Origin of the sequence: uncultured Cyclobacterium sp. (assembly GCF_963977555.1) — a bacterium.
Lineage (GTDB): Bacteria > Bacteroidota > Bacteroidia > Cytophagales > Cyclobacteriaceae > Cyclobacterium.
Genome location: NZ_CAXBPD010000002.1, coordinates 246815 through 262731 on the forward strand (window position 1 = coordinate 246815; position 15917 = coordinate 262731).

The 15917-nt window shown below is 37.2% G+C and carries 10 protein-coding genes; all 10 read left to right on the forward strand.

From position 1 onward, the window contains the following. Positions 1 to 843 precede the first annotated feature (843 nt). The 10 genes from AAC073_RS03335 (at position 844) to AAC073_RS03380 (ending at position 15900) form a co-directional block, all read left to right on the forward strand. Positions 844 to 1581, forward strand: coding sequence for a polysaccharide biosynthesis/export family protein (locus tag AAC073_RS03335; RefSeq protein WP_339922567.1), 738 nt, complete (start codon positions 844 to 846; stop codon positions 1579 to 1581). 7 nt (positions 1582 to 1588) lie between these two features. Continuing rightward, positions 1589 to 4024: a polysaccharide biosynthesis tyrosine autokinase gene (locus AAC073_RS03340; protein ID WP_339922417.1), complete on the forward strand. Its 2436-nt coding sequence runs from the start codon at positions 1589 to 1591 to the stop codon at positions 4022 to 4024. A 536-nt stretch (positions 4025 to 4560) separates the two neighbouring features. After that, positions 4561 to 5859 (forward strand): nucleotide sugar dehydrogenase, encoded by a 1299-nt coding sequence (locus AAC073_RS03345; RefSeq protein WP_339922418.1) that lies wholly within the window; start codon positions 4561 to 4563, stop codon positions 5857 to 5859. A 135-nt stretch (positions 5860 to 5994) separates the two neighbouring features. Further along, a complete protein-coding gene (locus AAC073_RS03350; protein WP_339922419.1) occupies positions 5995 to 7434 on the forward strand; it encodes a lipopolysaccharide biosynthesis protein in 1440 nt (479 codons plus the stop codon). A 726-nt stretch (positions 7435 to 8160) separates the two neighbouring features. Next, positions 8161 to 8613, forward strand: a complete 453-nt coding sequence (tnpA, locus tag AAC073_RS03355) for an IS200/IS605 family transposase (RefSeq protein WP_339922420.1) — start codon at positions 8161 to 8163, stop codon at positions 8611 to 8613. 1015 nt (positions 8614 to 9628) lie between these two features. Next, the gene (locus AAC073_RS03360) at positions 9629 to 10705 is read left to right on the forward strand and encodes a nitroreductase family protein (RefSeq protein WP_339922421.1); all 1077 of its coding nucleotides are present in this window, start codon (positions 9629 to 9631) and stop codon (positions 10703 to 10705) included. Positions 10706 to 10719: 14 nt separating this feature from the next. Then, a complete protein-coding gene (locus tag AAC073_RS03365) occupies positions 10720 to 11841 on the forward strand; it encodes a polysaccharide pyruvyl transferase family protein (protein ID WP_339922422.1) in 1122 nt (373 codons plus the stop codon). Positions 11842 to 11897: 56 nt separating this feature from the next. Continuing rightward, a complete protein-coding gene (locus AAC073_RS03370) occupies positions 11898 to 12950 on the forward strand; it encodes an SDR family oxidoreductase (RefSeq protein WP_339922423.1) in 1053 nt (350 codons plus the stop codon). Between the two features lie 440 nt (positions 12951 to 13390). Then, positions 13391 to 14944 (forward strand): oligosaccharide flippase family protein, encoded by a 1554-nt coding sequence (locus tag AAC073_RS03375; protein ID WP_339922424.1) that lies wholly within the window; start codon positions 13391 to 13393, stop codon positions 14942 to 14944. Between the two features lie 62 nt (positions 14945 to 15006). Next, positions 15007 to 15900, forward strand: a complete 894-nt coding sequence (locus AAC073_RS03380) for an SDR family oxidoreductase (protein WP_339922426.1) — start codon at positions 15007 to 15009, stop codon at positions 15898 to 15900. Positions 15901 to 15917 lie beyond the last annotated feature (17 nt).

Here is a 15917-nt window from a genome sequence, read left to right on the forward strand (position 1 = left end):
ACGCTACCGTCATTGCGAGCCCTTTTAGATTGGCCATAGCGCAGGAAAAGGGCGCGGCAATCTGGATCTACCGTCATTGCGAACCCTTTCGGGTGGCCATAGCGCTGGGAAAGGGTGCGGCAATCTCAGCTGGTTAATTATTCACGAAACTTTATCAAGAGGTAGTATAAAACCAGGACATTGTATGGCGATCTTGACTTTCGAGAGATTGCTTCGGCTTTCTCCACACAATGCCTGCCCTAATCCTCGCAATGACGATCTGCTACCGTCATTGCGAGCCCTTTTGTGAGGCCATAGCGTAGGGAAAGGCTGCGGCAATCTCGACCTTCGAGGGATTGCTTCGGCTTTCTCCCCACAACGCCTGCCCTAATCCTCGCAATGACGATCTGCTACCTTCATTGCAAACTTTTTTTGTGAGGCCATGGCGTAGGGAAAGGCTGCGGCAATCTCGATTTACCGTCATTGCGAGCCCTTTTAGATTGGCCATAGGGCAGGAAAAGGGCGCGGCAATCTCGGCCTTTGAGGATTGCTTCTGAATTCTTCCCACAAAGCTTGCCCTAATCGGCGCAATGACGATTTTTTTCTCCAAAAGAACTTATATAGCACAAATGACACATTTCACACATCATTTAATGTATTTCGACCTATCAATACCGCCATTTGGCCTTTCTAATGAAAAAAAGGTATTAAACAGTTTTTTACTGGCTGACTTTTAAATATCTTTGCCAAGAATTATAAAGTTCATTTTATATAACCAAAATGAAGCCACTCAACAGATTATTTTTTACCCTTTTGATTTTAATTGCTGCCGGCTCTTGCGTTTCCAATAAAAAAATCATCTACATGCAAGACATGTCTGAAGAAGACACTCCCCTTTTTACTGAAAGCGAGCTTGTGGCCAACAGTACTGATGAATATTATTTGCAATACAACGATGTTGTGGATATCAATGTTACAACTACCTCCACGGAATTGAATAAAATTTTTGGAATAGCATCTGGAAATCAAAATTCCAATATGAACATGAGTCAGGGTGCTCAAAATGGTGGAGATATCTTTTTTATCAATGGATATACGGTTGATGAAAATGGAATAGTGGAATTGCCTTTGCTTGGGGAAATCAAATTATTGGGATTGACGACCAAACAGTCTCAGGCATTAATAGAATCAAAGCTCAAAGCCTATGTAAACAAAGAGGATTTTTTTGTAAGGGTACGTCTAGGAGGTATCCGTTTTTCTGCATTAGGTGAATTCAAAAAGAATGGTAATTATACCATTTTACAAAATCGCATTAGTATTTTTCAGGCTATTGCACTTGCTGGGGATTTAACCACCACTGCTAAAAGAGATCAATTGGTACTGATGCGACAATATCCTGAAGGAACCAAAACCTTTCGAATCAACCTTACAGATGAACGACTAATAGCCTCTGAATTCTATTTTATTCGTCCCAATGACATGCTTTATGCAGAGCCCATGAAAATCCGGGAACTGGGTACAGGAGTGAATTTTGTCCAAACTTTTCAATTGGCAGTGACTACCCTTTCAGCAGTTTTACTAGTTCTGAATGCCATCAATTAATTACTAAATGAACCAATCTGAAATCAACAGAACACCGGTAATCGGACAGGAAGAAGAAGTAATCGATATCAAAGATATTGTCCTTAGGATTTGGCGCATCTGGCCATACATTGCACTTTCGGTTATCATTGCCTTGGGTATTGCCTATATGCTAATCCGATATTCGGTACCGGAATACCAGGTATCTAGTAAGTTTTTTGTTAAGGAGCAGGAAACACCTTTCAATTTATTTGAATCCACAGGCTTGGGTTTGGGCGGTTCTGGTGAAATGGAGTTGGGCAATCAAATCATCATATTAAAATCCAGACCAATTGCAAATGCAACCTTAGATCGTTTAAATTTTGAAGTAGAGTATTTCAAAGAAGGAAGATTTATACAAACGGAAATATACGAAAAGACACCTATTGCCGTAGAAGTGGATTGGACCTATCCCCAACTGACAAATGGAGATTTGCTAATTAATTGGTTGGATAGGCAGAAATTCACTGTGACCTATTTGGATGAAGCCTATAGTCAGGTTTTTCCAGATTCCGATAAAAGGGGATCCTTGAAAGATCCCAGTTCTCCTACACAAACCTTTCAGTTTGGTGAATGGGTAGAGTTACCCATGAATCGATTCAAGGTTAGTCAAACTTCTATGGAGGAAAGTGGGCAAATTATTATTAGGTTTAGGGATCGTCAGAGTTTAATCAATCATTATACCGGGGCGAGTCTTGAGGTCGCTTCTATTGATAAGCAATCTACGATTCTTAAGCTGACAATTAATACGGAAACCCCAAATAAAGGAAGGGACTACCTTAATACCTTGCAAGAGGTTTACCTAGAGGATGAGTTGCAGGAAATGAACACCATGGCTACCAATACCATTGATTTCATTGACAATCAGCTGGTTTTATTGTCTGATTCTTTGATGTACATAGAAAATAGGCTGGAAACTTTTCGTTCTAACAATTCCATTTATGATTTAAGTTCTGAGGGCACAGCTATTTTTCAGCAACTGAAAGCACTTGAAACGGAGTTGGCCAAAGAGGAATTTAAAAGAGAATATTACCAACAACTCGACAGCTATCTCAAAAGAGGGGATTACAATAGTATTGTGGTACCTTCTGGATTGGGAATTGATGACCCCATTTTAAATACCTTGATTGAAAACCTTTTGGAGTTACAGGCACAGAAATCAATGCATGCCTCTAAAATGACTGCCATATCTCCACCATTAAGGGAAGTTAGTAGGGAAATAGAAGACATGAACTTGTCAATACTCGAATTGTTGCAAAATGTGGACAATAATGCCGAGTTGTTGATCAACGATTTAAAGGCTCGTATAGATAAAATTACCAAAACCTTTAGTAGTTTGCCTCAAACTGAGCAAAATTTATTGCGCATTCAGAGAGAATTTTCCTTAAATAATGATTTGTACACCTTCTTACAAGAAAAAAGAGCGGAATCCGCCATTACCAGGGCGTCCAATACGCCTAGCAATAAGATCATTGAAACAGCATTGATCAATTCTACTCCGATTAGTCCTAAAAAGACTTTGACTTATCTTATTGCCCTTATATTGGGATTAGCTCTACCAATAGGCTTTACTTTGGCACGCACTTATTTTAGTAATAAAATTAAGGATGGAAAGGAACTGGAGAAAAAATCTCAGCTCAATGTAATCTCTACCATTGGCCTAAGTGAAGAAGGGGACAATTTGGTGGTACTAAAAAAACACCGATCTGGTGTCACGGAAGCATTTCGATCGCTTAGGGCGAATATGAATTTCCTTCTCCCTAAGGACAAAAGCGCTATTGTTTTGATTACCTCCAGCATCTCTGGAGAAGGGAAGACTTTTTCGAGTATAAATTTGGCTTCCGTTTATGCTTTGAGCAATAAGAAAACCTTATTGATAGGATGTGACATGCGGAAACCCAAAATCTTTGATGATTTTGGAATTAGCAATAAAGAAGGTTTGTCAACTTATTTGAGTAACAATCAAGACGATGTCAACAAAGTCATCCAAAAGACAGCTTATGAAAACCTGGACATTATTGTTTCTGGCCCTATCCCTCCAAATCCGGCAGAATTGCTGATCACCAATCGTTTTGCAGATTTGTTGGAAGAGATGAAAGGGCGTTATGATATGGTGGTGTTGGATACCCCTCCTGTGGGGCTTGTTTCAGAGACTTTAGACCTTATAAGACTGGCGGACATTTCCCTTTTTGTGGTCCGTTACAATTACAGCAGCAAACAGTTTATTGACCATATCAATAGTCTGAAGCAACAGGGAATTCTGACAAAGGCCTATATTATATTTAATGGGCTGGACAAAGAAGCCAATCATTATGGGTATGGAACAGGTTATGGTTACGGTTATGGCTATGGTTACGGTTATGGATACTACGATGAAGACCAGGACAATAGAAACTTCATTAAAAAGTTATTTCGAAGAAAGTAGTATATAATCACACCCAGGCTATATACTAAATTTCTAAAATAGTTATACATCTAAGGCATTAGCCTTCTTGGATTTAACAATATTTTTTATTGAGCATTTGGCTCGTTTCAAATTTTACTTGGGACTGAGGAGGCGAAGCTGTGTAAAGTTGTAGTCATTTTTCACAACTCCCCATTAAGGGGTAAGGGGATTTCAACGAGAACATCTCGTTGAACAATCTTTAAAAAGTTGTTGAATATTATTTTACTACTATTTTAAATTTATTGTTTACGAAAAAATCCCCCTGCCCCCTTTGAAAAGGGGGATTCTTCTTGCCACTTTTTTTCGGAGAATTTCTGCCAAGACAAATTTTAACAAAGTATAATTAAAAGTAATAACACAATGCGGATTATAAGAAGTCAATCATTTCACTGGATTCATTGATTTATTGAAATAATATTCTGTTTGTACTGAAATCTAGACAGAAACAATTATTTAAATTAGCGTATATTTGCACTTTACTTATTTTAATCTTTACAACTAATATTTTTATCCACATGAGCGTTCCTTTAAAAGATGTGAAAATTGCCGTAATTGGGCTGGGTTATGTTGGACTTCCCTTGGCAGCAGAATTTGCCAAAAAATTTCCTGTAGTTGGTTTTGACATTTCCTCTAAAAGGGTAAATGAATTGAATAGTGGTCATGATTTCACCCTTGAGGTAGAAGACCAGGATTTACAAGCAGTATTGGCTACAAAAAGCTCAAAAGACAAAGGACTTTTTAATTCTAATAACCCTGATGATCTTGCAGATTGTCAGGTATACATTGTTACTGTTCCTACTCCAACGGACAGACACAATAGGCCAGTATTGACGCCCATGCTGAAGGCATCCGAGACCATTGCAAAATACTTGAAAAAAGGAGATGTGGTCATCTATGAATCTACCGTTTACCCTGGGGTAACTGAGGAAGAATGTGTGCCTTTACTGGAGAAAATCAGTGGATTGACCTATAATGTAGACTTTTTTGCTGGCTATTCTCCTGAAAGGATTAATCCAGGAGACAAGGAGCATACTGTTTCTAAAATATTAAAAGTAACGTCTGGCTCAACACCTGAAATAGCTACCTATGTAGACAATCTTTATCGTGAGGTAATTGTAGCAGGAACCTTTAAAGCAAGCAGCATAAAGGTAGCAGAAGCTGCCAAGGTAATCGAAAACTCACAAAGGGACATCAACATTGCTTTTGTCAATGAATTGTCCAAGATTTTTAATCTATTGGGAATAGACACCCAGGAAGTATTGGAAGCTGCAGGAACTAAATGGAATTTCCTTCCTTTTAAACCGGGATTGGTTGGTGGACATTGCATTAGTGTAGATCCTTTTTACCTGGCACAAAAAGCACAGGAAGTAGGCTATCATCCAGAGATCATATTAGCAGGAAGAAGGTTGAATGACTCTATGGGCAAGCATGTTGCCACAGAGGTCATCAAGCACATGATGCGAAAAGACCTTAAGGTCATTGATAGCAAAGTATTGATCCTTGGTTTCACTTTTAAAGAGGATTGTCCTGATGTCCGAAATACCCGTGTCATTGATATTTACACAGAATTGAAAAATTTTGATATTGAAGTGGATGTGTATGATCCATGGGCAAATCCTGAAGAAGTGTCCCATGAATATGGTGTAAACATCATAAGTGGCAAAGCTTGTCCACCACTCGATGAATATTCAGGAGTAATATTGGCCGTAGCGCACAAAGAGTTCAAAAACCTGCCAATAGAGAAGAGCAATAAATTAGTGGTTTTTGATGTCAAGGCTGTATTAGACAAGGACAAAGTCGATGCAAGACTTTAATTAAACCTCGCTTGAGTAATTAATTTATGCAGAATGATAAATAATTACACCTACTTCTTGTCATTTCTCCTAAGGGAACGCAGGAATAAGGCTAATCAAAACAATTATGTGTAATTATTTAATAGCATCAATATATTGACCAAAGTCAAGAAGTTAGCACTTTCTGGAATTATTTGGAACATCATCCAGCTGCTAGTCAATCAAGGGGCATCTTTTATTGTCAAACTTGTGCTTGCCAGGGTGCTTTTCCCTGATCAGTTTGGTTTGGTTGGCATGGCGGTGGTTTTTATAGGTTTTGTTCAGGTATTCAATGATTTGGGTATTGGATCAGCCTTAATTCAAAGGAAAGAAGCCGATCTTAAGGAGGCTCACTTTCATACAGCTTTCTGGACTGGAGTGACATGGTCCATTTTAATGTATTTGTTCATTTGTTTTGTCGTGGCACCCTTTGCTGCCAATTTTTATGGTGAACCCCTATTGAAAGACCTTGTTCCTGTTCTAGGACTGGGAATATTGGTCAATCCTTTCAACATGGTTCACAAGGCGCAATTGACCAAAAAAATGAACTTTAAAAGAATGGCCCTAATCAACAATACGGCTAATATTTCTGCTGGGATATTGTCTGTCATTTTGGCCTTCTCAGGTGCAGGGGTTTGGTCTTTGGCTTTTAATTCCGTTGCCACATTTGTAATCACCGTACCCCTGTATTTTAATGCCACAAAATGGGTTCCGAAATTTATATTTGAAGCGCAGGCCTTTAAAGATATTTTTGGCTTTGGGATCTACACTACTGGAACGAATATTACCAATTACCTTATAAGTAATGTAGATTATTTGTTGATAGGTAAGTTGGCGACCGCTCAGGCATTGGGTATTTATACTTTTGCCTTTATTTTAACGGATATATTTAGAGGAAGGTTAATGAGCGTGATGAATACGGTATTTTATCCACTGTATAGCAGAATGCAAGACAATCCGGCCTCCTTAAAAAAGTACTACCTAAAAGTAGTCGAATACAATAGTATAGCAATATTCCCAATCATGACTTTTTTCATTTTGATGGGAGATCCTGTTATTTTGATTGTTTTCGGAGACAAATGGCAAGATTCTTTAGATCCATTAAAAATCCTGGCTTTAGCGGTGATGGTACATATGGTGGTCAATAGCAATACGGCTTTAATTCGAGGTTTAGGCAAGCCTGATTTGGAAATGAAATTGCAAATTTTTAAAGCGATCCTTTATTTACCTATAGTTTATTATGCCATCCTTAATTATGGGATTATAGGAGCAGCCACGGCAGTACTAATCAATAAAGTCATAGCGGTAATCATTGCCCAAATTACCTTTAACAAGTTTTTATCTGTAAAAATATCCTCCATGGATTTTTTCAGAGCGATCAGAGTGCCCTTATTGGCTACGATTTTCACCTATATCGTCATTAATTTTCTAAACAATACCCTGCATTTTCACTATATATTGTCCTCAGTGCTTTTATTCGGAATATATGGAGCAATTATCTGGTTTGTAATGGGCAAAGAAGCATTGGCAGAGTTTAAAGAAATAAAATCAATGTAGCAATGTATTTCAAACTCGAAATAAACCTAGCCCTGAAGGGCATCCTCTCACAGGGATGGGTGCAGCCCATCTAACAATAGGGCTAATCTAATTTTAAAGCCCCGTAGGGGCGTAATAATATTTCTATTTTGGATTGAAACTGATTTTATGTCACCCTTTCAGGGCTTAAAATCTATATATTTAGCTTTTTAATCACAGGGCTTCACCCTGTGCTAAGGTATATCGCCCTTTCAGGGCTAAAGAAAAGTAAATTTGTGGTAGTACTAACAAGGAATAAATTTTAAAACGGTAAACTTTTTTCATGACGGGTCATATTTCGAAATAACCAAGCCCTGAAAGGGCATCATCTCACAGGGATAGGTGCAGCCCATCTAGCAATAGGGCTAATCTAATTTTAAAGCCCTGTAGGGGCGTGATAATATTTCTATTTTGGATTGAAACTGATTTTATGTCACCCTTTCAGGGCTTAAAATCTATATATTTAGCTTTTTAATCACAGGGCTTCACCCTGTGCTAAGGTATATCGCCCTTTCAGGGCTAAAGAAAAGTAAATTTGTGGTAGTACTAACAAGGAATAAATTTTAAAACGGTAAACTTTTTTCAGGACGGGTCATATTTCGAAATAACCAAGCCATGAAAGGGCATCATCTCACAGGGATGGGTGTAGCCCATCTACAATAGTGATAAATTTATTTTCAAGCCCTGTAGGGGCGTAATATCGATTTTATGGGGCAGTCATTAGTACAAAACTACATCCATTTAATATACAGCACTAAGAACGCGGTGCCATTCATTCAACCACCTGTTGAAACTGAATTGTATGGTTATTTAGGCGGTATTTGTAATCGGCTGGATTGCCAGTCCATAATAGTTGGAGGATATTATGATCATGTCCATATGTTATTCAAGCTTTCTAAAAAAATAGCACTTATAAAGTTGGTAGAGGAAGTGAAATCACATTCTTCAAAGTGGATTAAAACTAAAGGAGTAGCATATAAGGATTTTTATTGGCAAAATGGATATGGTGCATTCTCGGTAAATCCCAAACAAGTGGATACCGTAAAGACATATATCGCACATCAACATGAGCATCATACTAAGGTTACTTTTCAAGAGGAATACCTAGGATTTTTGAAAAAATACAATGTGGAATATAATGGTCGCTATATTTGGGATTGACATTTAATTGATGTCACCCTTTCAGGGCTTAAAATCTATATATTTAGCTTTTTAATCACAGGGCTTCACCCTGTGCTAAGGTATATCGCCCTTTCAGGGCTAAAGAAAAGTAAATTTGTGGTAGTACTAACAAGGAATAAATTTTAAAACGGTAAACTTTTTTCAGGACGGGTCAGTCCCTCTTTCAGCCTACAAACACAGTCCGATTATCAGAAAAATGCACGTTTGGTTAAACGACTACGACTCCCCCTTTTGAAAGGGGGATTTGCTGAAATGGAATGGTTAGGCTGATTTGTTATCCTTGAAACGACCTGAACAAATAAACGCCATCTTACCGGAAGAAATATAAATCAGCATCAGAGATGCTTCTATTGGCAATAAGATAGCCATTTAGTAAAATTCACGTTTAGTTAAACGATAACAACTCCCCCTTAATAAAGGGGGCAGAGCCTGTCCCGACCAAAGTCGGGAGGGATTTTAACGGAAATAATGAACTATTACGAATTGAAATTGAGAATGTTGGCTAAAAAAAATCCCCCTTACCCCCTTTTGAAAGGGGGATTTGCTGAAATGGAATGGTTATGCTGATTTGGTATCCTTGAAACGACCTGAACAAATAAACGCCATCTTACCGGAAGAAATATAAATCAGCATCAGAGATGCTTCTATTGGCAATAAGATAGCCATTTAGTAAAATTCACGTTTAGTTAAACGATAACAACTCCCCCTTAATAAAGGGGGCAGAGCCTTTCCCGACCAAAGTCGGGAGGGATTATAACGAGAATAACGAACTATTACGAATTGATATTGAGAATGATGGCTAAAAAAAATCCCCCTTACCCCCTTTTGAAAAGGGGATTTGCTGAAATGGAATGGTTAGGCTGATTTGGTATTATTGAAACGACCTGACCAAATAAACGCCGTCTTAACGGTAGAAATATAAATGAGCATCAGCGATGCGCTAAAAAAATTTATAACCCCCCCCTTTTAAAACCAACGCTACCTACAATAATTAATGATTAAAAAAATATTAAAATATCCTTTTAAAAAATTCTCAAAGGTTAAAAACAGCCTTTATAAGGAAAAACTGCCGCTTTATTTTCACAACAGCACTTTTCTTTCCTCCCTTTATTATTTTTTATTTAGCCCGACTTTTAGGAGGGAACATAGAGCTGTATTGTCCGGTAAAGTCAAACATATCCAAGAGGCGAAAAAATCTAAATACAATTATTTTTTATTGGTTCGAAATACCCATAGGATTGAGAAGGGTCTTTTGATGCGTCCAAGGAGGGATTTCTTTGCCGCCGATTTTATAGGGGAAACTGTGGACTCTTACCTAGGGGTAATCAAAAACCAAGAATTGGAAAAAAATCCTCAAATTAAATGGTTTAAGGATGTCTTGACAGAATATTTTAAAGTTTGCAAGCCCCATAAGGTGATAGATTCTGAGAGAGAAAGGTTTTTGAAGGCTGATACTGCCTTGTCTGGCGCAGACGTCTTATGCACTCAAATAGGTTCTCTTCCTTATAAAAGAGACCCGGATTCCTTTTCTGGAATAAGTTATGAGGACTATTATAAACTAAGCAAGCAAAGAAAATCCGTTCGATGGTTTTTAAACAAACCCGTAGATCGAGCACTTATTGACAAAGCTATATTGGCAGCTGTACAAGCTCCCAGTGCCTGCAACCGCCAACCCTTTGAATACCATATTATCGACGACAGGGCAAATTTGGATCAAGTGATAGAACTTCCCATGGGCACTAAGGGGTATGCCCATTCCATCCAAACTTTTATTGTGGCGGTAGGGAATTTAGATGCTTACTTTGATGAACGAGACCGTCACTTAATATACATTGATGCCTCCTTGGCCAATATGTCCTTGATGCTGGCTTTAGAAACTTTAGGACTTGGCAGTTGTCCAATTAACTGGCCTGATATAGAGCTTAGAGAACAAAGAATGACCGAATTTTTAAACTTAAAAGCGCATCAAAGACCTATTATGTGCATAGGGATTGGGTACCCTGATCCTGAGGGAAAAGTAGCATTTTCTGAAAAAAGATCACTGGATGACATTCGAAAATATTTAGCATAGCATACTTAGAAAAAATGATTGTAGAAATTAAAGGAGTTGGGACTACCAATAAGGGTGCTCATTTATTGTTGTTGGCCATACTTCAGGAATTTTCAAGACGTGGAATAAATGCGGAATTCTGTGCCTCCCCAGGATTTGGCATGGATTATTTTTCTGCAGCCAAACATGGGTTAAAATTAAAAGTTACCTTACCGTCAAGCAGGCTTCCGTGGAGCAGTATTTTAGGTCTACTGCCTAAAAGTACCAGAAATTCTTATGGCCTTATTTTGGACAAGGACATTGATCTGGTATTGGATGCTTCGGGATTTGCTTATGGTGATTTTTGGGGGGCTAAAAAACCCTTGTTCCGTCTAAACAATGTTATCGAAGGAAAAGTCCCAAGCAAAGCCAAAACGATCCTACTGCCACAAGCATTGGGGCCTTTTGATAAAAAAGAAGTCAAGGATTCATTTCATAAAGTGGTGGATAAAGTAGATTTGATTTTTGCCAGAGATACGGATTCATTGAATAACCTTAAGCGCAATTACGGCGATCAAAGCAAATTTTTACTGGCCCCTGATTTCACCAACTTATTGGAAGTGGTAGCGGCAGAAACTTACCCTGAAGGGAATGTGTGTATAGTACCTAATTATAAAATGATTGCTGAAGGCCAAAACAGTTACTTCAATTTCTTAAAAGACGCGCTCGTACATTTAATGCAGGAAAATGCAAAACCTTATTTCCTGATTCACGAGGGAGAGAAAGACAAGGCCATAGCAGATAAGCTTAACAAGGAGCTTAAAATCGACCTTCCTATTGTTATGGAGGAGGATCCTTTAATGATAAAGAAAAGGATAAAGGCCTCACAATTAATCATAGTTTCTCGTTTTCATGGCCTGGTAAGTGCTTTGTGTCAAGGAGTTCCTGTGATCGCAACTTCATGGAGCCACAAATACAAAATGTTGTTACAAGATTACCAAAAAGCAACTTCTTTGGTAGATATTAACAGTTACCAAAAGGAAGAATTGAATGCAATGATTGGGGAAAGGTTAGCCCTTTCAAAGAGAGAATATTATATTCAACAAAAAGAGATCATTCAAGAGCAAAAGAATAAAACTACGGACATGTGGGACAAAGTTTTTGACCTTATAAAGTGAAGGTTTTAAAGCATTTATTTTTAATAGGAATATAAGAAATAGCGTTAAAAGAAAATATGTCTTACGAGATTAAAAAACAAAAAGTGCTGGTAACAGGTGGAGCTGGATTTATCGGCTCCAATTTGATAGATGCCTTATTGGCAAATGAAAATACATTGCTTTGCTTGGACAATTTTTCCACGGGTAATATTGAAAACCTGGAAGCAGCCCAAAGTAATCCAAATTTCACCTTAATTGAAGGAGATATTCGTGACAGGGAAACCTGTATGAAAGCAGTTGCAGGCTGTGATTATGTGTTTCACCAGGCCGCTTTAGGATCAGTACCTCGTTCCATCGCGGATCCCATCACTAGTACTGAAGTGAATATCCTTGGCTTTGTAAATTTATTGTTTGCAGCCAAGGAGGCAGGGGTAAAGCGATTTGTCTATGCTGCCAGTTCCTCAACTTACGGAGATCATCCTGCTTTACCCAAGGTGGAACATGTCATTGGAAATTCGCTTTCTCCCTATGCCATTACAAAATATGTAGATGAACTTTTTGCCAAAAATTTCTCAGATAGCTATGGGATAGAAACGGTAGGTTTGCGTTATTTTAATGTTTTCGGCAGGCGTCAGGATCCCAATGGCGCTTATGCTGCGGTGATTCCTAAATTTGTTTCCAGCTTAATAAAACATCAAAGCCCTTATATCAATGGGGATGGGGCCAATTCCAGGGATTTTACCTATATAGACAATGTGATTCAAGCCAATCTATTGGCGGCAGCGGTTCCTACTGCTGTTTTTAAGGAAGGATTGAAGGAGTACCAAGAAAACACAGCGGGTGTACCTGAAGTTGAAAATGAAGCTATTATTTCAGAGGTATTTAATGTGGCTTTTGGAGAAAGAACTTCTTTAAATGAATTGGCAGAAGCCCTAAAGAAGGGGCTTACACCCTATGACCATGCAATTTCTAAAGTGGAATTTCAATATGGACCCAATAGGGCAGGCGATGTGGCCCATTCCATGGCTTCCATACAAAAAGGTAAAACGGTTTTGGGTTATAATCCAAAATATTCTTTTCAATCGGGTCTGGAAGAAGCTTGTGCCTGGTACTGGGAGAATATGGGGTAAGTTAATGAGTTTGAATTTATTTAATTACTTCCACTAGTGGAGAAAAGAGTTTTTCATTGATCATAATTAACTATGTCATAATGTATCCTTTTTAATCAAATCTCTCAATTGTTAATAAATTGTTTAATTAATATACACAATAACTTTTTTTTAATAGAATAACATTATGATTTCATCATTTATTACTTGCTCAGATTATTTAATATGCCCAAAAATAAGTCCTATTTTACTTCAAAAATAAAGATAGAAATTATTGTTTTGGAAATTTACAATTTGAAGTTTAGGTTTTAAAATTCCCAACATCAAAAACTCTAATTCTGATTTAGAATTGCTGCATTGTAATAATTGTAAAATCTAGAATGTGTTTTTTCTGGAGAAAGTTTTTCATTTACTTAATTCATCAATTGAGCTTTTAGGCTAACGTTTATATATTTTTATTCATGACAATTGAAACATCCTCGCAGCGAAATAAGCGAATAGCAAAAAACACACTTCTCCTATATGTTCGGATGATCATTTCGATGGGGGTGTCCTTGTATACAGTTCGTATAATTTTAAATACACTAGGCGTCGAGGATTATGGATTGTACAATGTTGTTGGTGGGGTGGTTGCATTACTTAGTTTTCTACCGGGTTCAATGGCATCGGCAACCCAACGATTTTTTTCACATGCACTAGGGCAGAAAGATCAAAAAAAATTGAATAATATATTCGGTGTTAACGTCTTAATTTATTTAGGAATAGGAATTATTGCTCTTGTAGTTCTAAATACTGGTGGAGTTTGGTTTGTTGAAAACCAACTTCAAGTCCCTGAGGGTCGGCTTGATGCATTAGTTTCTCTTTTTTATATAGCAGTATTTACTTTCGTTTTGACTATTTTGAAGGCACCTTTTATGGCTATCATTATAGCTCATGAGGACATGAAAATCTATGCTTACATGGCAATTGTAGATGCATTGCTAAAGTTAGGCGCTGTTTTTTTATTGATTTATCTACCAGGGGATAAAATTTTGGTTTATGGATTACTTCTATTAGCTGTTTCTTCAATTGATACTTTTATTTATTTATTAATTTGCTTTAATAAATATGTTGAATGCCGAATTCAACATATCAGTTGGGATTCTGGCTTAGCGAAAGAAATTGTTGGTTTTACAGGATGGACTTTATTTGGTCAATTGACGACCGTAGCCCGAGGAGCTGCTATAACCATACTTTTAAATCAATATTTTACTCCGGTTGTTGTTGCAGCGCGAGCTATTGCGGTCAACATTGCTGGGCAATCTAATTTGCTCGCCACACAATTTAACACAAGTTTATATTCTCCAATTATAAAAGCATATGCAGCTAATGAGAGAAAAGAGATGATCGAACTTGTGATTAATGGCTCAAAGGCTACCTTTTTTCTTATGTGGATTCTTGCCCTACCTATTTTTATTGAAATGAAAAGTATTCTTTCTATATGGCTCAAAAACACGCCAAATTACACTGTAGAATTTGCGAGATTAACTTTGGTTGAAGGCCTCATTTTTGCTGTAAGTCTTCCATTGACAACCGTTGCTCGGGCTCCGGGAAAAATGGCAGCTTATGAATCTATTTTAGGTTTCTTTCAATTCAGTATTCTTGCAATCTCATGGTTTTTATTTAGGAATAACTTTGAACCACAGGCGACTTTTTATGTGGCTATAATAGTTAATTTGGTTATGTTTATCGTTCGCTTACAAATTGTTAGTAGATTGACTGGACTCCCTGTTGTACCTTATTTGAAACAAACCATGCTTCCTGTTTTTAATGTTGTCCTTATATCATCATGTCTTTGTGCATTATTAAGGTATTTGTTGCCTACAGGTCTTGTCTATTTTGTCATTTCTTTAGGAGGCATCTTTTTTATTACGGCATTTACAATTTACTATTTAGGATTGCCTTTAGAAATTCGAGAAAAATTGACAAGCTTTGTTTCTTTAAAAGTCAAAAATTTATCGAATTTAAATCGTTAGCATTATGAATTATTATCATCATTCTACTTTCTCGTTTCCTTTTCTATAGACAAATAAAAGTAATGTATCGAATTATTTTAAATAAAGTAAAAACAACTTTAAAAGCTTCTATCAAAATAGTAAGTAATTTTCCGAGATTATTGAAACTGGCTCCTAAAATTCTAATTGAGGGAGGTCATCTTTCTATAAATGTAGCGTATGTGAAATATGGAGAGCTTTTGAAAGGAAAGCATGTTATAGTTACTGGTGGTGGATCTGGTATTGGAATGGCTATCGCGCGTAAGGCTCTAGATTTGGGAGCTAAAGTTTTAATTACAGGTCGAAATCATTCTAAATTGAAAAGAGCTGAACAGATTCTTAATAATTCAAACCTAAAGATTTTAGTTTGGGATATCAGTGAAACAGAAAAAATTTCAGAGAATTTGAATATTGCATTAAAATTATTAGATGGAAATCTTGATATCCTCGTCAATAATGCGGGTGTATTATCAAAGAAAATCTTCCCGAACGTTACAGAAGAAGATTGGGACAATGTTTATGGAATTAATTCAAAAGGAGCATATTTTTTAACCCAAGAAGTTTGTCAATATTGGTTAGGAAATAGTACAAATGATGTCAAAAAAGTAATAAATATATCTTCTCAAGGTGGGTACGTAGGAGCAACTTATCCGTATAGGATGACTAAATGGGATATTGCAGGTCTAACACAAGGTTTAGGTAATTTATTGGCTTCAAAAAATATAATTATCAATGGGATTGCACCGGGAATTATTTCTACTGAAATGCAAAAAAATTATTTAAAACAAGGCGAAAACAGCTATTGTGACCTAAACCCCCAGAAACGAATAGCATCTCCCGAAGAAATAGCAGAGTTAGCAGCATTTCTTCTGGGGGATGCATCAAATTTTATAATTGGGCAAACTATTTTGTGTGATGGAGGATTTTCCCTCAAATAATTAATTCTAATTTTCTA